Source organism: Streptomyces sp. NPDC056480, assembly GCF_042795405.1.
Lineage (GTDB): Bacteria > Actinomycetota > Actinomycetes > Streptomycetales > Streptomycetaceae > Streptomyces.
The window spans coordinates 52,263-77,248 of sequence record NZ_JBHTSA010000004.1 but is presented as its reverse complement, the minus strand read 5'-3'; the positions used below and the strand labels follow the sequence as shown (position 1 = coordinate 77,248).

The following is a 24,986-nucleotide window of genomic DNA, read 5'->3' as shown; positions in this document are numbered from 1 at the left end:
TTCCCTCACCGCCGGCGGGCGAGCCGCTCCAGGAGGACGTAGCCGCGGTGCTCCGCCGCGGCGAGTTCGGTCGGGTCGATCTCCGCCGGCCACAGCTCGCCGGCGGCGGCATCGTCAGCCTCCCTCAACTCCACAACAGCGGCGGCCAGTTCACCCTGCACCGCCGGGAACGACTCGAGATCCCGCTCGTCCAGGGCCCGTTCGGCACGGGCCGACACCGAACGGCACGCGGTGAGCGCACGCTGCGCCCGTACGGCCGCCCGGTCGTGGACCACGACGAGCGCGCACACCAGCGCGATCCCGACCCCGAGCAGACTGCTCAGCGCCCGGTCCTGGACGAGGTCCCCGGCCGGCGAGGGCGCGGCCAGATCGGTGAGGAGCAGGGCGAGCGGGGTGAGGAAGACGACGCCGAGACCGTAGTTGCGGGCGACGACGTACTCCAGGAGGAACTCGAGGAGCACGATCACCAGGACGAGGACGACGGGATCGGGGCGCGCGGCCAGCACGCCGAGCGCGAGCATCAGGCCGGCCATCGTGCCCAGGGTCCGCTGCACGGCCCGCTGCGCCGCCGTCCGTACGTTGACGGAGTGCAGGACGGCGGCGGCGGAGATCGCCGCCCAGTAGCCGTGGCCGAGCCCGAACAGCAGGGCCGCCCCGCCGGCGAGGCCGGTCCCGAGGACCATCCGCAGGGCGGGAACGAGCAGGACGGCCGTACGGCCGGGAGCGACCCGGCCTGGTGCGACCCGACCTGGACCGACCCGGCCTGGATCGACCCGGCCTGGATCGACCCGGCCTGGATCGACCCGGCCGGCTGCGCCCGCGCCGGAAGGGCCCTCGCCGGAAGGGCCCTCGCTGGAGGCTGCCGCGCCGGAGGCTGCGGTGCCGGAGGCTGCCGCCCCGGAAGCTCCCGAGCCGGAGGCTTCCGCGCAGGCAGCATCCGCGCGGGGAACCTCCGCGCGGGGAGCGTCCCGCCCCATCACGAGTTGCGTGGCCCGCAGTTCGGTGGCCCGCGGCGTGGTGGGACCGGGCGCTGTCGCCCCGGGCGCGGCGGTGCCCCGGGCGATCAGGGAGGGGACCGCGAGCTCCGGCAGCATCCGGGGCAGGCGCCGGCGGCGGCTCACCAGCAGCCGGACCTGCCGGCGCAGGTTCCGTGCCAGGCCGGCGGGGTCGTCCGGCACCCCCCGCGCGGACCCGACGAGGAGCGCCCACGCGAGGTCGGTGAGGCGGAGGCAGGTGTCTCCCCGGCCATCCCGCCGGGCGCCGCTCGAGGGCAGGACGCCGAGCGTGCGGTACGCCTGGAGGACCGCGGCCGTCGCCCGGTGCCGTACGAGCCCGTGGCCGTTCCCCGTGCCGGCCGCCTCCCACAGGTCCGCCAGCTCGCGCAGCGCCGCCGCCACGGCGAGGCGCTGCGGCCGGTCCGGGTGCGCGAACCACCCGAGGACGGCGAGGGCCCAGGCCACGGCCGCGCCGATCGCGGCCAGGGCCGTCTGCAGGAGGACGTCGGCGGGATCGGTGGAGCCGTTGGCCGCGACGGCGAACGAGAAGAGCAGCAGGACCGCACCGAGGCCGCTCAGCCGGGCCGCGTCACAGGCGAACTTCGCCGCACCGGCCACCACCGCCATCGCCGCGACCGTCACGGCGGCGCCCGCTCCCCCGTCCCGTGGCTGCGCCCACACGGCGAGCGCCGAACCACCGCCCACGCAGGCCGTCATGGCCACCGCGACGAGCGCGAGCACACGGGCCCGCCGCGCGTAGGGCAGGTTGCGGCCGAAGGTGGTGGTGAAGGAACCGAGCATCGTGTAGACGGCGTGATCGGCGCGTCCGGCCAGGGCCAACGGCAGCGCGGGCACGGCCATGGCGAGGGCGGCGCGCAGCGCGAAGGACAGGGCGCCGTCCACGCTCTGGAGCGCGAGCGCGCCCCGAGGGGAGAGCGCCCGGCCGACGGCCCGCCGCCAACCACCCTTCGTGTCAGCCCTCTTGGACCCGCTCTCCGAGCCGGGCCGCGTCCGACGGTCCGACTCCCCCCGGCCACCCGACCCGTCCCTGCCACCCGACCCGTCCCTGCCACCGGGCCCGTCCTGGCCGCCCGACCCGTCCCCGCCACCCGGTTCCTGCCGGTCGTCGCCCGGCTCCTCCCGGTCGCTCAGCACGCGCCGACCCACTCCTCAGCACCGTCCACGAAGATCTGCCGCTTCCAGATCGGCACCTCGTGCTTGAGGTCCTCGACCAGGCGCGCGCAGGCGGCGAACGCCTCCGCGCGGTGCGGGCAGGAGACGGCAGCGATGACCGCGACGTCGCCCACGGCCAGGTGACCGGTCCGGTGTACGGCGGCCACCGCGCGTACGGGGAAGTCCGCGGCGACCTTCCCGGCCACCCGCCGAAGCTCGGCCTCGGCACCGGGGTGCGCGCTGTACGCCAGGGACGCCACCGGCCTGCCGCCGTCGTGGTCACGCACGGTGCCGACGAAGAGGGCGGTGCCACCGGCGGCGTCGTCGCCCACGGCCGCGTACACCTCGTCGAGGGAGAGCGGGGTGTCCCGTACGGCGAGCAGCCGCATCGGGCCGCCGGAGGCGTCGAGCGGGTGCGCCATGCGGTCGCGGATGGTGTCGGCGGGTGTCGTGGACGACGTCACGTGTGGGTCTCCTCGCTGCTCGGACGGGTTCTCGTGCGTGCCGGTCAAGGCGCCGGGCACGGTCCGGGGACGGGAAGGACCTGGACGTCGCCCCCGGCGGCCACTCCGCCGGGAGGCACGACCGCGAGCCCGTCGGCGACGGCGAGGCCGCGCAGCATGGCCGGGCCGTCGAAGGGCAGCGCCGCCACCTCGCCCCCGGCGCGGCGTACCGGCAGCAGCCGGGTGTCCTTCGGGTGCCCCGGCAGGGCGGCGGCGCAGGGCGCACGGAGCGGCTCGGCGTCCTGGTGGCCGCCGAGCCGGCGCAGCAGCGGTACGGCGAGGGTCACCGTGCCGGCCACGGCGGCCAGCGGGTTGCCGGGCAGGCCCACCAGCCGGCGGGGGCGGCCGTCGGCGCGCGGGGGCAGTTCGGCGAGCAGCATGGGGTGGCCGGGCCGTACGGCGACGGAGTCGACCAGGAGCCGGGCGCCCAGCCGCGCGAGCGCGTCGTGGAGGAAGTCCACCGGCCCGGCGGCGGTGCTTCCGGTGGTGACGACGACATCGGCGGTGGAGTCGCGCAGGGCCTCGTACAACGGCCGCAGGTCGTCGGAGACCAGGCGGCGACCGGTGACGTCCGCGCCGCCCGGTCCGCGCAGCCAGTGCGGCAGGAGGGGCCCGAGCGCGTCGCGCACGCGGCCGGCGCGGGGCAGCCCGGACTCCAGCAACTCGTCTCCGAGGACGAGGAGTTCGACGACGGGCCGTCGGTACACGGTGAGTCGGTCGTACCCGGCCGCCGCGGCGAGGCCGAGGACGACGGGGGTCACGGTCGTACCGGCGGGGAGGAGGACGTCGCCCGAACGGCCCTCCTGCCCCTGGGGCCGGATGTCGCGGCCGGGTGCCGGGGAGCCGGGGCCGGCGGTTCGGTCGAGCAGCATCCCGTTCCGGGCGTCGACCTCCCCGTGCTCACGGCGGAGCACGGCGCCGGCCCCCGAGGGCAGTCGGGCGCCGGTGGCGATGGGGACGGCGGTGCCGTCGACCAGCGGCGGGGGCTGCGCACCGGCCAGGACGCCCCGGCCCCGCAGCCGCCAGGGTCCGGCTCCGGCCACGGCCCATCCGTCCATCGCGGAGCTGTCGAAGGGCGGCAGGTCGGTGAGCGCGGCCAGTGGCCGGGCAAGCACCTGCCCGACCGCCTCGCCGAGGGGACGGCCGACGACGGCCAGGGGCGGGACGTCACGGGCGAGACTCCTGGCCCGCTCCCAGTCGACGGCGTGCGCCCGCGATGCGGGCCCGCCGGCGGAGGGGACTCCGGACGAAGGGACTCCGGACGAAGGGACTCCGGCGGAGGGGACTCCGGACGAAGGGACTCCGGACGAAGGGACTCCGGCGGAGGGGACTCCCGACGAAGGAACCCCGCAGGAAGGGAACTCGGAGGAGCGGACCGCCGAGGCCTCCCGCTCCACACCCGTCCGGAGCGTCCCGACCCCCGTGCCACCGCTCGAAGGTGCCGCAGTCATGTGTCGCTTCCTCGCTTCGTGTCGTACGTCGTCCGTGAACCCGCGTCCGCCGCCCCGGGCGGCGCCCGACTCACCCCCCGATCGCCGACATCGGCCGTTCCGGTCGCCGGAACTCCGGGCTGTCGATCGCGTGGCCCGGGCCCTTGCCGCCGATCGAGGTGCGCCAGGCCGCTTCGATCTCCGTGTCGTCCGCGCCGCCCCTCAGCAGGGCCCGCAGGTCCGACTCCTCCGTCGCGAAGAGGCAGTTGCGCAGCTGTCCATCGGCCGTGAGCCGCACCCGGTCGCAGCCGCCACAGAACGGGCGGGTCACGCTCGCGATGACGCCCACCGGCGTGTCCGTGCCGGCGATCCGCCACTCCTCGGCCGGTGCGTTGTCCCGCCGTCCGACCGGTATCAGCTCGAAACGCTCGCGGAGGCGGTCCAGGATCTCCTCGGCGGTGACCATCCGGTCCCGGTCCCAGGCGCCCTGCGCGTCCAGGGGCATGGACTCGATGAACCGCGCCCGGTAGCCGTGCTCGACGGCGAACGCGGCGAGGTCGGCGATCTCGTCGTCGTTGACCCCGCGCACCGGAACGGTGTTGATCTTGACGGGGGCGAGGCCCGCGTCGCGGGCGGCCCGCAGGCCGGCCAGGACGTCGGGGAGCCGGTCGCGCCGGGTCAGCGCCGCGAACCGCTCGCGGCGCAGGGTGTCCAGGCTGACGTTGACCCGGCCGAGCCCGGCCGCCCGCAGGGCGCCGGCGGCACGCGCCAGGCCGATGCCGTTGGTGGTCAGGGACAGCTCGGGGGCCTCGGGCAGGGCGTGCAGCCGGGCGACGAGACCGGGCAGCCCACGGCGCAGCAGCGGTTCACCCCCGGTCAGCCGTACCTCGGTGATGCCGAGCCGCAGCGTGGCGACCCGGACGAGGCGGACGACCTCGTCGTCGGTGAGCAGCTCGGGCCGGGGCAGCCAGTCGAGGCCCTCGGCGGGCATGCAGTACGTGCAGCGCAGATTGCAGCGGTCGGTGAGCGACACCCGGAGATCCTTGTGGACCCGGCCGAAGCGGTCGGTCAGCGGAGCCGGAGCGGTCCTGTCGAGAAGCGGTCGGGACACGGGGCTGCCTTCTTCCTCTGCCTGGAGGCAGTCGCGCATTTCTCACCCGCCGACCACTTTCGATGCATCACCGGATGAAGTCAAAGAGGGTTTCTCTATTACGTGATCGGTGGCGCCGATCCGACCGATCCCATCCACCCTGACCTGCGACATCACTGCAATAGGCCGCACTTGTCAGCTCATCGAATTCACCTCTTTGACTTCCTGCAGAGAATAAGCGGATATTCGGCGCACGATCCCTGGAAGAAGGGCCGGAACGAAGGCCCCGATACAGAAGAAGACGAGGCGCGACCGGCATGAGCAGCCGCATCGAGGACGATCCGAGCGACGACCTGAAGGTCACCCCGCCGAAGACCTGGGCGACCGGTCTGCCCGCGGTGACGCACGCGCTGGAGTACTCCCTGAGCCAGACGTCCCCGCGCCGTACCGCGCTGACGCTGCTGAACATCAACCAGCCCGAAGGCATCGACTGCCCCGGCTGCGCCTGGCCCGAGCCCGCGCCGGGCAAGCGGCACATGAACGAGTACTGCGAGAACGGCGCCAAGCACATCAACGACGAGGCGACCTCGCGCCGCGTCACCCGGAAGTTCTTCCGCGAGCACTCGATCGCGGAGCTCGACGGCAGGTCCGACTACTGGCTGAACCAGCAGGGCCGGCTGACCGAGCCGATGGTGAAGCGCCCCGGCGGGACGCACTACGAGCCGATCGGCTGGGACGAGGCGCTCGGGCTGCTCTCCGACGAGCTGCGGGGCCTGGACTCCCCCGACGAGGCCCTCTTCTACGTGTCGGGCCGGCTCAACAACGAGGCCGCCTTCCTGCTCCAGCTCTTCGCCCGCGCGTACGGCACGAACAACCTCCCCGACTGCTCCAACATGTGCCACGAGTCCAGCGGGTCCGCCATGTCGGAGACGCTCGGCATCGGGAAGGGGAGCGTCTCCCTCGACGACATCCACCACGCGGACCTGATCTTCGTCGTGGGGCAGAACCCGGGCACCAACCACCCCCGGATGCTGTCGGCACTCGAGGAGACCAAGCGCAACGGCGGCCGGGTCGTGGCGGTGAACACGCTGCCCGAGGCCGGTCTGATGCGCTTCAAGCACCCGCAGAGGGCCCGCGGGATCATCGGCCGCGGCACACCGATCGCCGACCAGTTCCTGCACATCCGCGCCGGCGGGGACCTCGCCCTGTTCCAGGCCCTGAACCGGCTGCTCCTTGAGGCCGAGGACGCCGCCCCCGGGACCGTACTGGACCACGAGTTCATCCGTACGTACACGACCGGCTTCGAGGAGTTCGCCGAGCACGCGCGGAAGATCGCCTGGGAGGACGTCCTGGCCGCCACGGGGCTGTCCCGCGAGGAGATCCAGGAGGTCTTCGAGCGGGTCCTGAGCAGCGAGCGGATCATCGTGTGCTGGGCGATGGGGCTGACCCAGCACAAGCACGGGGTGCCGACCATCCGAGAGGTGGTGAACTTCCTCCTCGTCCGGGGCAACATCGGCAGGCCCGGCGCGGGCGTGTGCCCGGTGCGCGGCCACAGCAACGTCCAGGGCGACCGCACCATGGGGGTGTGGGAGCGGATGCCGCAGGAGTTCCTCGACGCCCTGGGGGCCGAGTTCGGCTTCACCCCGCCGGCCCACCACGGTCTGGACGCCGTGAACGGCATCCGGGCCATGGACCAGGGCCGTGCCAAGGTCTTCCTGGGCGTCGCGGGGAACTTCGTGCGGGCCACCCCCGACAGCGAGGTCACCGAGGCCGCGATGCGGAAGTGCCGGCTCACCGCACACGTCTCCACCAAGCTCAACCGCTCCCACACGGTCTGCGGCGACACCGCCCTCATCCTGCCCACGCTCGGCCGCAGCGACCGGGACGTGCAGGCGACCGGCGAGCAGTTCGTCACCGTGGAGGACTCGATGAGCGACGTCCACGCCTCCCGGGGGAAGCTGCCGCCCGCCTCCCCGCACCTGCTCAGCGAGGTCGCGATCATCACCCGGCTGGCCCGCCGGACCCTGGGCGACGAGCCGGCCGTCCCGTGGGAGCTGTTCGAGGCGGACTACGGCACCATCCGCGACCGGATCTCCCGCGTCGTCCCGGACTTCGAGGACTTCAACGCCCGGGTGGCCGTGCCCGGCGGCTTCACGCTGCCCAACCCGGTGAACCGGAGGGTCTTCCCGACCCCGAGCGGCAAGGCCGTCCTCACCCGCAACGACTTCACGATGCCGCACGTACCCGAGGGCCATCTGCTGCTGCAGACCCTGCGCTCGCACGACCAGTGGAACACCGTCTGGTACGCGCCGAACGACCGCTACCGGGGGATCCACGACGCCCGCAGGGTCGTCCTCGTGAACCCCGCCGACCTGGCGGACCTCGGCCTCGCCGACCGTGACACCGTGGACCTGGTGAGTGTCTGGCACGACGGGCGGGAGCGCCGTGCGGCGGGCTTCCGGGTCGTGGCGTACCCGGCGAGCCGTGGCTCGGCTGCGGCGTACTACCCGGAGACCAACGTCCTGGTGCCGCTGGACAGCGTCGCCGACATCAGCAACTGCCCGACCTCGAAGGGAGTCGTCGTCCGCCTCGAACGGTCGCCCGGGGAGATGCCGGCGCCGAACGCGTGACAGAGTCGTGGACAGCCCCCGAACAGGCACGACCGGACCACCGGACGACCGGGCCACACACCGAGCACCGTCGGAGCGGCGCTCCGAGGAGAGGATCGAACCATGGGACGAGTGACCGTACGGCGGCGCGTCCTGCGCGTGCGCGAGGGGGACTCCTCCTACCGCCCGGACACCCTGGCCGCCGAGGAGCCGATGGAGATCAGGGTCGGCGGGCGCCCGCTGACCGTGACCATGCGGACCCCGGGCGACGACTTCGACCTCGCGGTCGGCTTCCTGGTCAGTGAGGGCGTGGTGCACTCCGCCGAGGACGTGGCCGGCATCCGCTACTGCGCGGGTGCGACGGCGGACGGCGGCAACACGTACAACGTGGTCGACGTCGGTCTGGCGCCCGGCGTCGCCGCCCCCGACGCGTCCCTGGAGCGGAACTTCTACACGACCTCCTCGTGCGGACTGTGCGGCAAGGCCAGCCTGGACGCGGTCCGCACGACGGCCGCCTGGTCGGTCGCCGAGGACCCGCTGCGGATCGGTACGGACGTCCTCGCGGCCCTGCCGGACCGGCTGCGGGCGGCCCAGCGGGTCTTCGACACCACGGGCGGGCTGCACGCCGCCGGGCTCTTCACCGCCGAGGGCGAGCTGGTGTGCCTGCGGGAGGACGTCGGCCGGCACAACGCCGTCGACAAGGTCGTCGGCCACGCGCTGCGCGAGGGGCTCCTGCCGCTGCGCGAGTCGGTCCTGATGGTGAGCGGCCGGGCCTCGTTCGAGCTGGTGCAGAAGGCGGTGATGGCCGGGATCCCGCTGCTCGCGGCGGTCTCGGCGCCGTCCTCGCTCGCGGTGGACCTCGCTGCGGAGAGCGGGCTGACGCTGGTCGGCTTCCTGCGCGGGTCCTCGATGAACGTGTACACGGGCGACGAGCGGCTGAGCTCGGTGCCGGTGTCCTGAGGCGTACGCGCCGGGGGGCTGAGGCGTAGTGCCGGCGGCCTGAGGCGTACGTGCCCGGGGGTTGCTGCGTACGCGCCGGGAGCGGGTGGGGCGCACGGTGGGGCGATTGGTGTTCCGCCGACCCGTCGGGTACACCCATGAGGTGCTGTTCCGTCAACTCGAGTACCTGGTGGCCCTCTCCCGCGAGCGCCACTTCGCCCGCGCCGCCCAGGCCTGCCACGTCTCCCAGCCCGCGCTCTCGGAGGCGGTCCGCAAGCTGGAGGAGGAGCTCGACGTCCCGCTGGTGCTGCGCGGCCGCAAGTACGAGGGCCTCACGCCCGAGGGCGAGCGCATCGTGGTGTGGGCGCAGCGGATCCTGGCCGACCGCGACGCCCTGAAGAGCGAGGTCGGTCATCTCCGGAACGGACTGAGCGGCCGGATGCGGATCGGTTCGGTGCCGACGGCGTCCGGCGCCGTCGCCCTGCTGACCGCGCCGTTCTGTCTGGCGCATCCGCTGGTCACGGTGGAGGTGCGAGGGGACCTCCAGTCGGAGGACGTGCTCCGGCAGCTGCGGAACTTCGAGATCGACGCCGGGATCACCTACCTCCACGAGGGCGTCGGGGAGCAGTTCCGGACGGTCCCGCTGTACGAGGAGCGGTACGTGCTCCTCACCGGCGCCGCCGACACCCCCGCCCACCGGGCGTCGGCGACCTGGGCGGAGGCCGCGCGGCTGCCGCTGTGTCTGCTGACGGAGGCGATGCAGGGACGCCGGATCCTCGACGAGCTGTTCGCGGAGGCCGGTGTGCGGCCGTCGCCCCGGGTCGAGACCGATTCGGTGGCCGTGCTCTTCGCCCACGTCAGGACGGGCCGGTGGGCCGGCGTCGTACCGCACACCTGGCTGCACGTGTTCGGCGTGCCGCACGGCATGCGGGCGGTGCCGCTGGTCGAGCCGGCCCGGTCGGTACCGATGGGCCTCGTGACGATCGCTCGGGAGCCGGGGTCGGTGACGGCCCGCGCCCTCCGCGAGATCGCGGCCGACACCGATGTGGCCGCCGCCCTGGAGCGGCTGCCCGTGGACTAAGCGGACCAGGTGGGGCAGGGAGGCAGGGGGGCAGGGGGGCAGGAGGGCAAGGGGTGTCCTGCCGATCCGGTGCGATCGGCGGGACACCACCGGGGCCGGGGCAGGTCCTGTCCGACCCCGATCGGCCGGACAGGCCCTAGTCGGCCTGCCGTTCGCCGTCCGGGGGCAGGCCGACCTCCTCGCGGTCCTCCTCCAGCCGCTCCTCCAGCTCGTCCTCGTCCGGGCGGCGGGGCATGCCGCGGCTGTGCCCGGTGTCGGGGTCGCCCTCGACCTGTTCGTTCGACTTGTGGTGCGGGGCCATCGGTCTCACTCCTTGCCGTCGGTGGCAGCGGCCGTCACGGAGGCCTCGGCGGTCTTCCCTGCGCCGTCGCCCTTCTGGATCGTGCAGTGGAGGGAGTCGTCGATCACGTCGGCGACGATCGTGTCCCCCGGCTCCGCCTCTCCGCCGAGCAGCAGGGAGGCGATGCGGTTGTCGAGTTCCGTCTGGATCGTGCGGCGCAGCGGGCGGGCGCCGAACTCCGGCTGGTAGCCGTGGGCCACGAGCAGCTTCTTCGCCGCCTCGGTGACCTCGAGGGTCATGTCCTGGGCGTGCACCCGGTGCTTGCTGCGGTCCAGGAGGTGGTCGACGATCTCCGACAGGTCCTTCTCGGTGAGGCTGTGGAAGACGATGATGTCGTCGATGCGGTTGAGGAACTCGGGCAGGAACCGGCCCCGGAGATCCTCCATCAACTCGCCCTTGAGCTCGGCCGCGTCGCCCTCGTGGGCGAGGATCCGGTGCGCGCCGATGTTGGACGTCATGATGATGACGCAGTGCCGGAAGTCGACCGTGCGGCCCTGTCCGTCGGTGAGCCGCCCGTCGTCGAGGATCTGGAGCAGCGTGTTGAAGACGTCGGGGTGCGCCTTCTCGACCTCGTCGAAGAGGACCACGCTGTACGGGTTGCGGCGCACCTTCTCGGTGAGCTGGCCGGCCTCCTCGTAACCGACGTATCCGGGAGGCGCTCCGACGAGCCGGGCGACGGTGTGCTTCTCCTGGAACTCGCTCATGTCGAACCGGATCATGCGGTCGTCCTCGCCGAAGAGCAGTTCGGCGAGGGTCTTGGCGAGTTCGGTCTTGCCGACGCCGGTGGGGCCGAGGAAGAGGAACGAGCCGACGGGACGGTTCGGGTCGCCCATGCCGGCGCGGTTGCGGCGTACGGCCTCGGAGACCGCGGTGACCGCCTCGTCCTGGCCGACGATCCGGGCGTGCATCTCCTCCTCCAGCTTGAGGAGCTTCTCCTTCTCGCTGGCGGTGAGCTGGGAGACGGGGATGCCGGTGCGGCGCGAGACGATGTCGGCGATGTCGGCGGCGGTGACCGAGACGACGCCCTCGCGGCGCTCCTCGATGCCCGCGAGTTCGCCCTCCACATCGGCGATCTGCCGCTTCAGGTCCGAGGCCTTCTCGAACTGCTCGGCGGCCACGGCCTGGTCCTTCTCCCGCTGGAGCTTGGCGATCCGGTCCTCCCGGCTGACGACCTCGGTGGAGCGGCCGGCGCTGCGCAGCCGTACGCGCGCGCCCGCCTGGTCCATCAGGTCGATGGCCTTGTCGGGCAGGAAGCGGTCGCCGATGTACCGGTCGGAGAGCTCCGCCGCCGCCGCGAGGGCGCCGTCGGCGAACCGGACCTGGTGGTGGGCCTCGTACGCGTCCCGCAGTCCTTCGAGGATCTGCACGGTCTCCTCGACCGTGGGCTCCGGGATGAGGACGGGCTGGAAGCGCCGTTCGAGTGCGGCGTCCTTCTCGATGTGCTTGCGGTACTCGTCGATCGTCGTGGCGCCGACGACGTGCAGCTCGCCGCGCGCGAGGGCGGGCTTGAGCATGTTGCCCGCGTCCATCGCGCCCTCGCCCGACGCGCCCGCGCCGACGACCGTGTGGAGTTCGTCGATGAAGAGGATGATGTCGCCGCCGGCCTGCTGGACGTCCTCGATGACCTTCTTGAGGCGCTCCTCGAACTGGCCGCGGTACTGCGCTCCGGCCACCAGACCGGACAGGTCGAGGGAGACGACCCGCTTGTCCTTCAGGGTGTCGGGCACCTCGCCCGCCACGATCCGCTGGGCGAGGCCCTCGACGATGGCGGTCTTGCCGACGCCGGGCTCGCCGATGAGCACGGGGTTGTTCTTGGAGCGCCGCGAGAGGATCTCGATGGTCTGCTCGATCTCCTCGGCGCGGCCGACCACCGGGTCGAGCCGGCCCGCCTTCGCCTCGTCCGTGAGGTCCCTGCCGTACTCGTCGAGGGTGGTGGCCGGCTGCTTCTGCTGCTTTCCGGCGGCCGGGGCGCCGCCGTCGGAGCGGGCGGCCTGGTCCGTGAGGCCGCGCAGCTTCTTCACGTCGTGGTCGTCCGCGCCCAGGAGCCGGGTCGCCCCGGAGTCGGAGTCGTCGAGGAGCGCCGCGAGGATGTGCTCGGGGCCGATGTACGACACGCCCGTCTCCTGCGAGCGGCCGTAGGCGGCGGCGAGCGTGCGCTTGGCGGCCGGGGTGAGTCCGGGCTCCGAAGAGGGTTCGCCGGACTCCCTGGGCAGCACCCGGTCGAGCTGGGCGGCGAGCGCCTCGGGGTCGACGCCGACCTGGGACAGCAGCCGGCGCGAGGGGTCGACGTGGGTGGCAGCCCAGAGCAGGTGCTCCGTGTCGAGGTCGGATGTGCCGTCCTCGACGGCCTTCCGGGCGGCCAGGTTGAGGAGTTCGTGCGAGGACTCGGTCAGGAGACGGCCGATCGGTACGCGCTGGACGGCCGGGGGCGACGACGCCGGCGACATTCCGAAGAACCGGTTCAGCATGTCGCTGAACGGGTCGGACGAACCGAAGGGTGAACCGAACGCCATCGACATGTCAGCTCCAGAGACGCATGAAGGGTCATTCCCACTCAAACGTGACGCCTGGGGCGACGCAACCGGAGTGGACCCCCCTGATCCGGCACCCGTCCCGACGTCCGTCCCACCCTCGATCCCAACCCCGGCACCCGCCCCGACGTCCGACACGCCCGCCCCACCCGTACGGGCCGCAATCCCCGCCACGACGCCGTACGCGTCGACGATGACACCATGACGTCCGAGATCCCCCCGCACACCCCCGGCCCGCTGGTCCGCGCCCGGACCCTCGTCCGGAACCCCAAGCTGTGGCTCGTACCGACCGTCCTGAGCGCGCTGGTCGCCGTGGGCCTCTCGCTCCTCTACATGGGCGGCATCCTCAACCCGAACGACAACCTGCACAGGCTGCCCGTCGCCCTGGTCGACGAGGACCGGGGCACCCCGCTGCCCGGACAGCGTGAGCCCCTGGGGAAGCAGATCACCGACGGGATCGTCGCCGCCGGTTCCTCGAACGACAGCGTCGACTGGCGACGGCTCGACCGCGCGCAGGCGCAGGACGCGCTGGCCTCCGGCGAGATCTTCGGCGCCCTCGTGGTCCCGGAGGACTTCACCGCGTCCGTCGCCGCCCTGACCACGAACCGGGCGACGGCACGGCCGACGATCACCGTGCTCACCAATCCCGGCCTCGGCAGTCTGGGTTCCTCGATCACGGCCCAGATCAACCAGAACGCGGCCCATCAGGCCTCGCTGACCATCGGCAAGCAGCTCGCCGCCTCCACCGACGTCCCGACGACCCGGCTGCTCCTGGCCGACCCGGTCGCCGTCACCACCCAGGTCGGCCATCCGATCGGCCGCCACAGCGGTCTGGGCCTGACCGCCTTCTACTACACCCTGCTGCTCGTCCTCGGCGGCTTCATCGGCGGCAACCTCGTCAACAGCGCCGTGGACACCTCGCTCGGCTACGCCGACAGCGAGATCGGCCCCTGGCACTCCCGGTACCCGACGGTCCCGATCGACCGCACGCAGACGCTGGTCCTGAAGATGCTGATGACGGCGGGCATCTCGGTCCTCACCACGACGCTCGTCATGGTGGCCACGATCACGGTCCTGGGCATGGACGCCTCGCACCTGCCGATGCTGTGGCTGTTCTCCTACTGCGCGACGGTCGCCGTCGGTCTGGGCGTCCAGGCCATCAACGCCGCGTTCGGCGGCATCGGCCAGCTCGTCTCCATGTTCGTCTTCATCGCCCTCGCCCTCCCCTCGTCCGGCGCGACCGTCCCCCTGGAGGCCACCCCGGGCTTCTTCCGCTTCCTGGGCATCTTCGAGCCGATGCACCAGCTCGGCGCGGGTGTCCGCGCCATCCTGTACTTCGACGCCCGCGCCGACGCGGGTCTGGCCCGCGGCTGGATCATGATCGCCGTCGGCACGGCTCTCGCCCTGGCGTTCGGCTTCGGCATGACGCGGTACTACGACCGCCGGGGCCTGCGCCGCCTCACCCCGCAGCCCGCCTGAGGACCGCGGGGGGGGGGAGGGCAGGACCTGCCGGCCGCCCTATCGCCAGTCGTCGTAGGGCGGAGGCGGCTCCTCCATCCCGTCCATGTCGTAGGGCGGCTCCTCGTCGAACGGCGCCTCGGGCTCCGGTGCCGAAGGTGCGGACGCCACGGCCCTCGTGGACCGCGCGGGCCTCGCTGCCGGCACCGCCGGGGCGGCCGCGGCGACGGGCTCCGCGGCGGGAGCCGCACCGGGCGCGGCTTCCGACCCGGCGGCCGCTGCGTCGGCCCCGCTCTCGGCCAGCGCCTCCAGCACACCCTCGGCGTACTTCGCCAGCTTGGCCTCACCGACGCCGCCGATGGTGCCGAGCTCCTCGACCGTCGCGGGGAGCCGCGTCGCGATCTCCCTCAGTGTGGCGTCGTGGAAGACGACGTACGCCGGGACGCCCTGCTCGCGTGCCGTCGCGGCACGCCAGGCGCGCAGCGCCTCGAAGACCGGGAGGGCGGCCGCCGGCAGGTCGACCGGTACGCGGGCGCCCTTCCCGGAGCGCCCGCCGGACTCCTTGCGGGAGGCGGCGGCCGGGGCCTTCTCCTTGCGCATGGTGACGGTGCGGCGCCCGCCGAGCACCTCGCCGCTCTCCTCGGTGAGCACGAGCGTGCCGTAGTCGCCCTCCACCGCGAGGAGCCCCAGCGCGAGGAGCTGCCGCACGACCCCGCGCCACTCGGCGGTGCCCAGGTCGGCGCCGACGCCGAACACCTTGAGGCCGTCGTGGTCGAACTGGATGACCTTGGCCGTCTTCTTGCCCTGGAGGATGTCGATGATCTGTCCGGCGCCGAACTTCTGGCGGCGCTCCTTGGCCAGCCGCCACACGGTGGACAGCAGCTTCTGCGCGGCGACGGTGCCGTCCCAGGACTCGGCCGGCGTCAGGCAGGTGTCGCAGTTGCCGCAGGGCCGGCCGGACTGCCCGAAGTAGGCGAGGAGGCGGACGCGGCGGCAGTCGACCGTCTCGCAGAGCGCGAGCATGGCCTCCAGGTGCATGGCGAGGGCGCGCCGGTGCTGCTCGTCGCCCTCGGAGCCGTCGATCATCTTGCGCTGCTGGACGACGTCCTGGAGGCCGTACGCCAGCCAGGCGGTGGCGGGCTCGCCGTCGCGGCCGGCGCGGCCGGTCTCCTGGTAGTAGCCCTCGACGGACTTGGGCAGGTCGAGGTGGGCCACGAAACGCACGTCGGGCTTGTCGATGCCCATGCCGAAGGCGATGGTCGCCACCACGACGACCCCGTCCTCCCGGAGGAAGCGGGCCTGGTTCGCCGCGCGCGCACGGGCGTCCATGCCGGCGTGATAGGGGACGGCGTCGATGCCGTTCTCCACGAGGAGGGCCGCGGTCTTCTCCACCGAGGCGCGGGAGAGGCAGTAGACGACTCCGGCGTCCCCGTCGTGCTCGGTCCTGATCAGTTCGAGCAGCTGCTTGTGCGGGCTGTTCTTCGCGACGATGCGGTACTGGATGTTCGGCCGGTCGAAACCGGCGACGAAGTGCCGGGCGTCCTCCAGACCGAGCCGCGCGGCGATCTCCTTGTGGGTGGCCTCGGTGGCCGTGGCGGTCAGCGCGATCCGCGGCACCTTGGGCCAGCGCTCGTGGAGCATGGACAGCGCGAGGTAGTCCGGCCGGAAGTCGTGGCCCCACTGGGCGACACAGTGCGCCTCGTCGATGGCGAAGAGCGACACCTTGCCCCGGTCGAGGAGCCGCTGGGTGCCCTCGGTCCGGAGACGCTCGGGAGCCAGATAGAGGAGGTCGAGCTCGTCGGCGAGGAAGGCCTGCTCGACGGCCTGCCGCTCGTACGGATCCTGGGTCGAGTTCAGGAACCCGGCCCGGACCCCGAGGGCCCTGAGCGCGTCCACCTGGTCCTGCATGAGGGCGATCAGCGGCGAGATCACGACGCCGGTGCCGTCTCTGACCAGGGCGGGGATCTGGTAGCAGAGGGACTTTCCGCCGCCGGTCGGCATCAGCACGAGGGCGTCGCCGCCGTCGACGACCTGCTCGATGATCTCCTGCTGCTCGCCTCGGAAGGAGCTGTAACCGAAGACGCGGTGGAGCACCTGCGCTGCCTCGGAGATCACGGCGGAACCGTCGGAAAGGACCATTCACCCACCCTATCGGCCGCCACGGACACCCCGGCCGCACCGCCGAAACCTGTGGACAACCTCTCGCCGCCTCTCGCCGCCTCGCGCCGCCGCCTGCGCCCGGCGAGCCCGCGCCGCCCGGCTAGGCTCGATGACGAGCCCCGAGGCAACGCGAGGGGCGAACCCTGCGTCCTTCTGCACAGGGACGCATCGGCCGATGCACCAGCCACGGCCACAGGGAAGCAGGACACATCATGAGCGACAAGGCCCGTACTCTCTTCGACGCGCTCGACCTCGACCATGACGGCAGCCTGACGCGCATCGAGGTCATCAACGCGCTGCGGGCCAAGGGCCCGACCCTTGCCGCCCAGGGCGTGATCCCCGCCTGGGGAGTGGGAACCGACGACGACGCCTCGGCCCTGTTCGACCAGGCCGACCAGAACGGCGACCGCGTCCTGTCGTTCGAGGAGTTCGCCGCGCTGGTCGACCGCCGCTTCGGCTGGTGACACCGGACCGCACCCGCACGACAGGGAACCGGCACCGCGCTCTCCGCGCGATGCCGGTTCTTCCGTCCGGAGGACCGGTCAGGAGACCTCGGGCAGCAGGCCGGTGGCCGGCGCGGCCAGGTCGGTGAGCTGGCGGAGCTGGTTCACCTGGTGCACCTGGCTGAGCCCGCCGAGCTGGCCCGCGATGCCGGGGAACTGCGCCTTGGACTCCTCGGGGATCCCTGTCGTGGCGAGCGCGTCGAGCTCGCTGACCGGATTGATCGGCGGGCCGAGCGGGCTGGTGGTGGCGACGGCCTGCGCCGCGGACGCGCCGAGGCACGAGAAGGCGGCGGCGACGGCGAGAACTGAGGAAATGCGTCGTGTAGAGATCACACCCTCACAACGCCCCGCCCCCGCCGGCGGACACGGCCGCGCCCTTCCCGCACCGCCTGAAAGCACCAGCCGCGCACACCACGGGGACACGGGCGGCGACACGGCGCGCGGACCGCTCCGGCGTGGCGACGCACGCGATCGGGAGTGAACCGGTGTACGTCACAGGAGGGCTTCGGCACCTGGCCACGGACCCCGTCGCGGAAGGAGCGTCCGAGGGATGCGCAAGCTGCTGGTCGACGTCGCTCACACGCTGGTGCCGCCCAAGGGGGACCGGCACGGGCCGCTGCCGCCGCTCATGCTGACGCTGACCATGGTCACCGGACTTGTGGACGCGGTGAGCTTTCTGGGGCTCGGGCAGGTCTTCGTGGCCAACATGACCGGCAACGTGGCGCTCCTGGGCTTCGCCCTCGCGGGCGCCGAGGGGCTGTCCGCGCCCGCCTCCCTCGTGTCCCTGGCCTCGTTCCTCGGCGGCGCGGTGGCGGGTGGCCGGTTCGGCACCCGGTTCGCCGCGCACCGCGGGCGGCTGCTCGCCTCGGCGCTCGCCCTGCAGGCGGTGCCCGTCGCGGCGGCGCTCGTCATCGCCCTCGTGGCGCACGACCGCGTGGGCGCGCCGGGCAGGTACTCCCTGATCGTCGCCCTCGGCCTCGCCATGGGGATGCAGACGGCGGTGGCCCGCCGCGTCGGGGTGCCGGACCTCACCACGACCGTGCTGACCCAGACGCTGACCGGACTGGCCTCGGACTCCGCCCCGGCCGGTGGCGACGACCCCCGGCCCGGTCGGCGGATCCTGTCCGTCCTGGCGATGGTCCTCGGCGCCCTCGTCGGCGCCCTGCTCCTCGACGCCGGGCTCGCGGTCGTGCTGGGGGTGGCCCTCGCCCTGCTGGTGGTGGCCGCCGCCGTCACGCGACGTCTGGCGGCCACCGACGCGCCGTGGGTCAGGCCGTAGCGTCCACCGGGATCGGGGCGGATGCGGGGACGGGGGCGGTGTCGCGGACGGGATGGCGGCTCAGGATCGACACGCGGTTGAACGCGTTGATGGTGATCGCCACCCAGATCACCGCCGAGATCTCCTCGTCGTTCAGGACCGTGCGGGCCGCGCCGTACGCCCTGTCCTGCGCGAGGCGGTCCGCCGGGTCGGTGGTGGCCTCCGCCAGGGCGAGGGCCGCGCGTTCCCGTGCGGTGAAGAGCTCGGTGTCCCGCCAGGCGGGGAGCACGCCGAGGCGCCGGGTGGTCTCGCCGGCCCGGAGCGCGGCCCGCGTGTGGACGTCGAGGCAGGAGGCGCAGCCGTTGATCTGCGACACGCGGAGGTTGACCAGCTCGACCAGAATCCGGTCGAGCCCCGCCTCTGCGGCGGTCGCGCGGACGGCGTCGGCGGTGTGGACCAGCGCGCGGTAGGCCGCGGGGCTCTGCTTGTCGAGGTAGACCCGTCGACCGCCCGTCGAGTCGTTCACATCGTTCACATCGTTCACGCCGTTCGCGTCCTTCACGTCGTTGTTCGCGTCGTTCACCATGCGCTCCTTCGAGGAATCCGTGCGCGTCACGGGTTCTGGGGCTATGATCACCATAGTTGTTGAAAGCGCAACTATATCGCTGGACGAGAACGGACGGAGAGGGGTCGGGCATGAGCGACACGGAGGTCGAGATTCTCTCCGCGCGGGACGTCCCGCTGGGCGGGCCGCGCGCCATGACCGTACGGCGCACCCTGCCCCAGCGGTCCCGGACGCTGATCGGCGCCTGGTGCTTCGCCGACCACTACGGCCCCGACCGGGTCGCCGAGTCGGGCGGCATGGACGTCGCTCCCCACCCGCACACCGGTCTGCAGACCGTGAGCTGGCTCTTCAGCGGGGAGATCGAGCACCGCGACAGCCTGGGCAGCCACGCGTTCGTACGGCCCGGGGAACTGAACCTCATGACCGGCGGCCACGGCATCAGCCACACCGAGGTCTCCACCCCCGGCACCACCGTCCTGCACGGGGTGCAGCTGTGGGTGGCGCTGCCCGACGAACACCGCCACGCCGACCGCGACTTCCAGCACCACGCCCCGAAGCCGGTACGGCTCGACGGCGCGGAACTCCGGGTGTTCCTCGGCTCGCTCGCCGGCGAGACCTCCCCCGTGCGCACCTTCACCCCTCTCCTCGGCGCCGAACTCCTCATCGACCCCGGCGCCACGGTCGTCCTTCCCGTCGACCCGGCCCACGAGCACGGCCTGCTCGTCGACGAAGGAGACGTCCGGCTCTCCGGCACCCTCCTCCGCCCGGCCGAACTCGGTTACGTCGGCACCGGACACGACACCCTGACCCTGACGAACGAGTCGGACCGCCGCGCGCGGGCGGTCCTCATCGGGGGTACGCCGTTCGGCGAGGAGATCGTCATGTGGTGGAACTTCATCGGCCGCAGCAACCAGGACATCGTCGAGGCCAGGGAGGAGTGGGAGCGCGCCTCCGACCGCTTCGGGCACGTCGACGGCTACCCCGGCGACCGCCTTCCGGCCCCGGCCCTGCCGAACGCCGCCCTCACCCCCCGCGGAAACCCGCCCCGCGCCTGAGCCACGCACGACCTCACCACCGCGCCTCACGGCCCCCACGGCCCTCACGGCCCTCACGGCCCCCACGGAACGTACGCACCACAGACGCGGATCCCGCCGGACCGTACACACCTCCCAGACGCGGACCCCGTCGGACCGTACGCACCACACAGACCCGCACAGCCCCACAGACACTCCACGGACCCTTCGACCCGAGAGGCACGTCATCATGAGCGAGCAGGCAGCAACCACCCCCGTCGTCCGCCGCGTCGACCCCCGCCACCGCTACGAGATCCTGGTCGACGACCAGCGCGCCGGCCTCACGGCGTACCGCGACCGCGACGACCGGCGCGTCTTCTTCCACACCGAGATCGACGACGCCTACGCGGGCCAGGGTCTCGCCTCGATCCTGGTCGAGCAGGCGCTGACCGACGTCCGTGCCTCCGGGATGCGGATCGTGCCGGTCTGCCCGTACGTGGCCAAGTTCCTCAAGAAGCACGAGGAGTTCGCCGACATCACCGACCCGGTGACGCCCGAGGTCCTGCAGTGGCTGGACAGCCGGCTGGCCCGCTGATCCGCGATCCCGGCCCCGCCGGCCCCCGCCCCGGCCGTCCCGCCGCTCAGCCCGCGGGCGGGGCCAGGACGACGAAGTCGGCGTTCGACGGGTCGAGGCAGACGGCGAGCCGTCCGACGCCCTCCGCGTCGTCCGGCCCCATCTGCACGTTGCCGCCGCTCGCGGTGACCCTGGCGACCGCGGCGTCGCAGTCGGTGACGGCGAAGACGGGGTGCCAGTACGGCCGCCCGTGCGCGAGCGCGAGGTCCGCCTCGCCGACCTGCATGAGGCCGCCGTGCATGCGCTCCTCGGGCAGTCCGGCGGGGGTGATGATCGTGTACGTGCCCTCCCCGCCGGGCATCGGCATGTCGCTGAACTGCCAGCCGAAGACACTGCCGTAGAACTGCCTCGCCGCCGCGGCGTCGGTCGTGTACAGCTCGGTCCAGGACAGCGATCCCGGCGTGTCGACCTGCTCGACGCCCTTGTTCGAACCCGGCTGCCAGACGGCGAACTGGCCGCCCAGCGGGTCGCTGTACTGCGCCATCCGACCCCACTCGTCGAGGTCCATGGGCGCGACGCGCACGGTGCCGCCGGCCTCCTCCACGGCCCGGGTCGTGGCGTCGGCGTCGGCGACGCTGTAGTAGATCATCCAGGCCGACCGCGCACCCTCCTCGGTGAGCTTGCCGAGACCGGCGACGATCTTCCCGTCGTTCCGGAACATCCCGCCTTCCATGTCCTCCCCCTCCCCCATGGACTCGTAGTCCCACCCGAGCACACCGCCGTAGAAGGCCGCGGCGGCCGGGACGTCGGGGGCGCCGAGGTCGAGCCAGCAGGGGGAGCCGGGGACGAAGTCGGTGGTGATCATGGCGAAGGCCTTTCACGGTTCCGGGGTACGCCGGGTACGCCCTCAGCCTCGCACCGGACACGACCCCTCGCGCGTCGACCGGAACGCGCGCGGACGCCGTCGCTCCGACCACCTGCGGCCGGAGCCGCTCCACGGACACCACCGAGTCCAGGGACCGCGCCCGGGATGCGTACGTCGGTGGGTGCGGGGCGGCTGCCGGGCCTGGCGCTGCCGGGCTCGATCGTCCTCGGCACCCCGGCCGGGGCTCTGGTCTTCCCGGGCACCGGCCGGTGGCTCCTCGCGGTGACCGCCCGGGTCGTGATGCCGCCGGGCGGTTCACCTTCGGCACTGTGGGCGCGGAGGAGTTCTCGGCCGGCGTCACCCCCGCAGGCCACCGGCTACGCGGCACTCGTCCTCACCGTCGGCCGTGTCGTACCGGTGGCGGCCGCGCTCACGGGCACCGCGTTCACCCGGCCCGAGCGCGGCGCCGTCGGCCGGCTCGGCTGGGCTCGGCTGGGCTCGGCTCGGCCTACGCGGGGTCACCTCGATCGTCTCAGCGACCCTCGTACACCCCCAACTCCAGGGCGACGGCGCGGCCTTCGCCGTCACCCTCACGCCCGCGACCGTGCTGCTCAGCATGATCCCGCACAGCCTCACGGCGGAACCCGTCGCCCGCCGGTTCGCCCGCGACCCACCACCCGGCACGCCTCCCGCGCGGGCTCCTCCGGCACAGGTGCCTCCCCGCGCCGGCCCCTCCGGCACAGGTGCCTCTCGCCCCCGCCGCACCTACTCCCTGCGACCGGCGGCCGGACCGGCCCCGCCCGCCGAGTGGTCGCGGCGGAAGGGAAGGAGGACGCTGGAATTGAGCGCGTCCGGGCCTCAGGGCGTAGCCAGTCGACGCCCGCCCGGCCGGGAGAGGCAGCGACGTCATGCGCATGCTCCTGAAGGTCCAGATGGACACCCCGGCCTCGAACGAGGCCATCCGGGCCGGCACGCTGCGGACCATCATGGAGGAGACCCTCCGGGAGATCCGCCCCGAAGCGGCCTACTTCACCGTCGAGAACGGCTGCCGGACGGCGTACCTGTTCTTCGACATGGCCGATCCGTCGCTGATGCCGAAGATCTCGGAGCCCTTCTTCCTCAAGCTCAACGCCAAGGTCCACTACTCGCCGGTCATGAACCCCGAAGACCTGGCCAAGGGCCTGGAGGCGATCACCCCCGGCGGCTGAGCACCCGGCCGCCCGCACGACGGCCCCGGGCGTCGCCGGCGGGCCCTCCGGAAGCCGCCGACCCCGGGAGGCCGACGGTCACAGGCTCTCCCCCGGCTTCCGGCCCCAGGCCGTGAGCATGCCTGCCGACAGCGCGGCGCACGCGTCGGATCCCAGGTAGCGGACCGCCCCGTCGACGGCCGCGTCGTCGACCAGACCGGTGGCCAGCATCGGCGCCCTGCTCCGCTCCCACGTGTCCGCCCAGAAGCGGCTGATCGGACTCCCCGCCAGCAGCGGCGGCACATGGATCTCGGCGGCGACGGGTACGAGGCCGGCACCGCGGAGCAGCTGCGGGTACGACGGCACCCAGGAGACGTCGGTGCCGATGGTCTCCCTCAGCGCCTGCCACATCGCCCGCATCACCGAGGTGTACGGAGTGTCGGGCGCCCGGTCGCTCGTCAGGTCCACCGCGTCGCTCAGCACCAACACACCGCCGGGTTCGACGAGTTCGGCCAGCCGACTGATCACACGGTCGCGCTCGGGAAGGTGCATGAGCACGAAACGCGCGTGGACGAGCCGGAAGCGCCCGGGGTCGAAGTCCGGGTCGGTGACGTCGGCCTCGATGACGTCGAGGCCGGTCACGGGACGCTCGACGAGAAAGCGTACGTCGCGGTCCACGGCGAGCACACCCGTCACTCCGGCCTCGTCGAGCAGCCGACGGGAGACGGTGCCCGTGCCGGCGCCCACATCGAGGCACCGCCACCCCGGACCGACCCCGAGTGCCCGGAACCTCGCCATGGTGATGTCGTCGTAGGCGAGCGCGCCGTAGTCGATGCGCTCGTCCTCGCCCGCCCGTTCGGGAGGGAACACGGCCTCGCCGTAGCGGCCTTCACCCGGCGCGCCCCCGCGCGGGGCGGCGGTCACGCCGTCACCGGAGCGACGGGGCGGGCGTCGGCCTCGACGCGCCCGGGCGCCCGGTCGGCGAGGCGCGGGAACAGCGGGTCCTCGAACATTGTCATGACCGGATCTCTTCAGGTGGCGGGGTGTTCCGGGCGGCCGGGAAGCGGCGTCGGCATCCTGGACACCGGCACCGCGGCCACCTCCCGTCGATCCTCCACGGACCACCGCCGCCACGGCCGAGGCGCGCCGCGCCTGCGCCGATCGTGCGCCTCGGACCCCGTCTCGAACCCCGTCTCGGAGCCCGCCTCGGAGCCCGCCTCGCGCCCGTCCCGAACCCGCCCACGCGCGGCCCCGGCACGCACCGCCCCACCCCCAACCATTGACAGGTCCATCTCACCCTCACCATTCTTGAGAGCGCTCTCAAGCCGTACGGGACGCAAAGCCCCAATCCACCCTCACGCCCCAAGACCCCACCCACACCCACACCCACCCACGGATTCCCCCCACACGGAGTCCCCACCTCCGAGGAGCCCCACGTGTCCGCACACCGCAGGCGCAGGCACAGCCGCGCCGCACTCGTGACCCTGGCCGCCGCCGCGCTGATCGGCACCGTCGTCACCGTCGCCGGTCCGAGCGACACCGTCCAGGCCGCCGTCCCCGCGACCATTCCGCTCACCTTCACGAACAACTCCGGCCGCGGCGACCAGGTCTACGTCTACAACCTCGGCACCGAGCTCTCGACGGGCCGACAGGGCTGGGCCGACGCGAACGGCACCTTCCACCCCTGGCCGGCCGGCGGCTCCGTCCCCGTTCCCGCGCCGGACGCCGCCATCGCCGGTCCCGCCAACGGCGGGTCGATGACCATCCGGCTGCCGAAGTTCTCGGGCCGGATCTACTTCAGCTACGGACAGAAGCTGGTGTTCAAGCTGGCGACGGGCGGCCTCGTACAGCCGGCGGTCCAGAACCCGAGCGACCCCAACAGGAACATCCTCTTCAACTGGTCCGAGTACACGCTCAACGACGCGGGCCTCTGGATCAACAGCACCCAGGTCGACATGGTCTCCGCGCCCTACGCCGTCGGCGTGAAGCGCCCCGACGGCACGGTCGCGAACACGGGCCGCCTCAAGCCCGGCGGCTACCGGGGCTTCTACGACGCCCTGCGCGGCCAGCCCGGCGGCTGGGCCAACCTCATCCAGACCCGCGCCGACGGCACCGTGCTGCGCGCTCTCGCCCCGGGCCACGGCATCGAGGCCGGCGCCCTGCCCTCGGGGGTGATGAACGACTACATCAACCGCGTCTGGACCAAGTACGCCTCGTCGACCCTGACGGTGACGCCGTTCGCGAACCAGCCGTCGGTGAAGTACTTCGGCCGGGTCTCCGGAAACGTCATGAACTTCACCAACACGTCGGGCGCCGTCGTCACCTCGTTCCAGAAGCCCGACTCCGACAGCGTCTTCGGCTGCTACAAGCTCCTCGACGCCCCCAACGACCAGGTGCGGGGCCCCATCTCCCGTACGCTCTGCGCGGGTTACAACCGGTCCACCCTGCTGACGAACCCGAACCAGCCGGACACGTCCTCGGCCGGCTTCTACCAGGACGCGGTGACCAACCACTACTCCCGCAAGATCCACGCCCAGATGGCCGACGGCAAGGCGTACGGCTTCGCCTTCGACGACGTCGGCGCGCACGAGTCGCTGGTGCACGACGGCAACCCGCAGCAGGCGTACGTCACCCTCGACCCGTTCAACTAGCGGACCGAACCGTCGGCCCGCCGCCGCACCGGCGGGTCGACGCGGCCGCCCCTTCGACCGA

Annotated in this window: 21 protein-coding genes; 10 read left to right on the top strand and 11 right to left on the bottom strand. The window is 72.8% G+C overall.

The annotated features are described in order from the left end of the window. Positions 1–5: 5 nt before the first annotated feature. The 4 genes from ACFQ79_RS03595 to moaA form a co-directional block, all read right to left on the bottom strand. Positions 6–1,898 carry an FUSC family protein gene (locus ACFQ79_RS03595; protein ID WP_383579255.1) on the bottom strand — a complete coding sequence of 631 codons (1,893 nt, stop codon included), beginning with the start codon at positions 1,896–1,898 and terminating at the stop codon, positions 6–8. A 245-nt stretch (positions 1,899–2,143) separates the two neighbouring features. Beyond that, entirely contained in the window at positions 2,144–2,590 is a 447-nt protein-coding gene (locus tag ACFQ79_RS03590; RefSeq protein ID WP_383579254.1) for a molybdenum cofactor biosynthesis protein MoaE, read from the bottom strand. Between the two features lie 86 nt (positions 2,591–2,676). Next, positions 2,677–4,122, bottom strand: coding sequence for a molybdopterin molybdotransferase MoeA (locus ACFQ79_RS03585; RefSeq protein ID WP_383579168.1), 1,446 nt, complete (start codon positions 4,120–4,122; stop codon positions 2,677–2,679). A gap of 70 nt (positions 4,123–4,192) precedes the next feature. After that, the gene (gene moaA, locus ACFQ79_RS03580; protein ID WP_383579167.1) at positions 4,193–5,212 is read right to left on the bottom strand and encodes a GTP 3',8-cyclase MoaA; all 1,020 of its coding nucleotides are present in this window, start codon (positions 5,210–5,212) and stop codon (positions 4,193–4,195) included. A 296-nt stretch (positions 5,213–5,508) separates the two neighbouring features. On the opposite strand from moaA, the gene ACFQ79_RS03575 reads away from it, so the two are divergent. The 3 genes from ACFQ79_RS03575 to ACFQ79_RS03565 all read left to right on the top strand — a co-directional run bounded on the left by ACFQ79_RS03575 (position 5,509) and on the right by ACFQ79_RS03565 (position 9,820). Then, positions 5,509–7,821, top strand: coding sequence for an FdhF/YdeP family oxidoreductase (locus ACFQ79_RS03575; protein WP_383579166.1), 2,313 nt, complete (start codon positions 5,509–5,511; stop codon positions 7,819–7,821). Between the two features lie 102 nt (positions 7,822–7,923). Further along, positions 7,924–8,760, top strand: coding sequence for a formate dehydrogenase accessory sulfurtransferase FdhD (gene fdhD / locus ACFQ79_RS03570; protein ID WP_383579165.1), 837 nt, complete (start codon positions 7,924–7,926; stop codon positions 8,758–8,760). Positions 8,761–8,902: 142 nt separating this feature from the next. Next, on the top strand, positions 8,903–9,820 hold the full coding sequence (locus ACFQ79_RS03565) for a LysR family transcriptional regulator (RefSeq protein WP_383579164.1): 918 nt from the start codon (positions 8,903–8,905) through the stop codon (positions 9,818–9,820). Positions 9,821–9,956: 136 nt separating this feature from the next. Here ACFQ79_RS03565 and ACFQ79_RS03560 read toward each other — a convergent pair whose 3' ends face one another. Continuing rightward, the gene (locus ACFQ79_RS03560; RefSeq protein ID WP_209497789.1) at positions 9,957–10,121 is read right to left on the bottom strand and encodes a hypothetical protein; all 165 of its coding nucleotides are present in this window, start codon (positions 10,119–10,121) and stop codon (positions 9,957–9,959) included. Positions 10,122–10,126: 5 nt separating this feature from the next. Next, positions 10,127–12,679, bottom strand: a complete 2,553-nt coding sequence (locus ACFQ79_RS03555; protein ID WP_383579163.1) for an ATP-dependent Clp protease ATP-binding subunit — start codon at positions 12,677–12,679, stop codon at positions 10,127–10,129. Positions 12,680–12,892: 213 nt separating this feature from the next. Here ACFQ79_RS03555 and ACFQ79_RS03550 point away from each other — a divergent pair, with 213 nt between their 5' ends. Further along, positions 12,893–14,170 (top strand): YhgE/Pip domain-containing protein, encoded by a 1,278-nt coding sequence (locus tag ACFQ79_RS03550; RefSeq protein WP_383579162.1) that lies wholly within the window; start codon positions 12,893–12,895, stop codon positions 14,168–14,170. A gap of 39 nt (positions 14,171–14,209) precedes the next feature. Here ACFQ79_RS03550 and recQ read toward each other — a convergent pair whose 3' ends face one another. Beyond that, complete coding sequence (recQ, locus tag ACFQ79_RS03545) at positions 14,210–16,288, bottom strand: DNA helicase RecQ (RefSeq protein ID WP_383579161.1); 2,079 nt, start codon at positions 16,286–16,288, stop codon at positions 14,210–14,212. Positions 16,289–16,521: 233 nt separating this feature from the next. Here recQ and ACFQ79_RS03540 point away from each other — a divergent pair, with 233 nt between their 5' ends. Further along, on the top strand, positions 16,522–16,773 hold the full coding sequence (locus tag ACFQ79_RS03540; RefSeq protein WP_073904417.1) for an EF-hand domain-containing protein: 252 nt from the start codon (positions 16,522–16,524) through the stop codon (positions 16,771–16,773). A 78-nt stretch (positions 16,774–16,851) separates the two neighbouring features. Here ACFQ79_RS03540 and ACFQ79_RS03535 read toward each other — a convergent pair whose 3' ends face one another. Next, on the bottom strand, positions 16,852–17,145 hold the full coding sequence (locus tag ACFQ79_RS03535) for a hypothetical protein (protein ID WP_383579160.1): 294 nt from the start codon (positions 17,143–17,145) through the stop codon (positions 16,852–16,854). A gap of 217 nt (positions 17,146–17,362) precedes the next feature. On the opposite strand from ACFQ79_RS03535, the gene ACFQ79_RS03530 reads away from it, so the two are divergent. After that, entirely contained in the window at positions 17,363–18,091 is a 729-nt protein-coding gene (locus ACFQ79_RS03530) for a YoaK family protein (protein ID WP_383579159.1), read from the top strand. Here the strand turns inward: ACFQ79_RS03530 and ACFQ79_RS03525 are convergent. After that, positions 18,081–18,656 carry a carboxymuconolactone decarboxylase family protein gene (locus ACFQ79_RS03525; RefSeq protein ID WP_383579158.1) on the bottom strand — a complete coding sequence of 192 codons (576 nt, stop codon included), beginning with the start codon at positions 18,654–18,656 and terminating at the stop codon, positions 18,081–18,083. The genes ACFQ79_RS03530 and ACFQ79_RS03525 overlap by 11 nt on opposite strands. A 110-nt stretch (positions 18,657–18,766) precedes the next feature. Here ACFQ79_RS03525 and ACFQ79_RS03520 point away from each other — a divergent pair, with 110 nt between their 5' ends. Both ACFQ79_RS03520 and ACFQ79_RS03515 read left to right on the top strand, forming a co-directional pair. Beyond that, positions 18,767–19,690, top strand: coding sequence for a pirin family protein (locus tag ACFQ79_RS03520; RefSeq protein WP_383579157.1), 924 nt, complete (start codon positions 18,767–18,769; stop codon positions 19,688–19,690). A gap of 208 nt (positions 19,691–19,898) precedes the next feature. Beyond that, complete coding sequence (locus ACFQ79_RS03515) at positions 19,899–20,243, top strand: GNAT family N-acetyltransferase (protein ID WP_383579156.1); 345 nt, start codon at positions 19,899–19,901, stop codon at positions 20,241–20,243. A 46-nt stretch (positions 20,244–20,289) separates the two neighbouring features. Here the strand turns inward: ACFQ79_RS03515 and ACFQ79_RS03510 are convergent, their stop codons facing one another. Beyond that, positions 20,290–21,087, bottom strand: coding sequence for a VOC family protein (locus ACFQ79_RS03510; protein ID WP_383579155.1), 798 nt, complete (start codon positions 21,085–21,087; stop codon positions 20,290–20,292). Positions 21,088–21,995: 908 nt separating this feature from the next. Here ACFQ79_RS03510 and ACFQ79_RS03505 point away from each other — a divergent pair. Then, on the top strand, positions 21,996–22,295 hold the full coding sequence (locus ACFQ79_RS03505; RefSeq protein WP_383579154.1) for a hypothetical protein: 300 nt from the start codon (positions 21,996–21,998) through the stop codon (positions 22,293–22,295). 78 nt (positions 22,296–22,373) lie between these two features. Here ACFQ79_RS03505 and ACFQ79_RS03500 read toward each other — a convergent pair whose 3' ends face one another. Further along, entirely contained in the window at positions 22,374–23,198 is an 825-nt protein-coding gene (locus ACFQ79_RS03500) for a class I SAM-dependent methyltransferase (protein ID WP_383579153.1), read from the bottom strand. Between the two features lie 512 nt (positions 23,199–23,710). Here ACFQ79_RS03500 and ACFQ79_RS03495 point away from each other — a divergent pair. After that, on the top strand, positions 23,711–24,925 hold the full coding sequence (locus ACFQ79_RS03495) for a glycoside hydrolase family 64 protein (protein WP_383579152.1): 1,215 nt from the start codon (positions 23,711–23,713) through the stop codon (positions 24,923–24,925). Positions 24,926–24,986 lie beyond the last annotated feature (61 nt).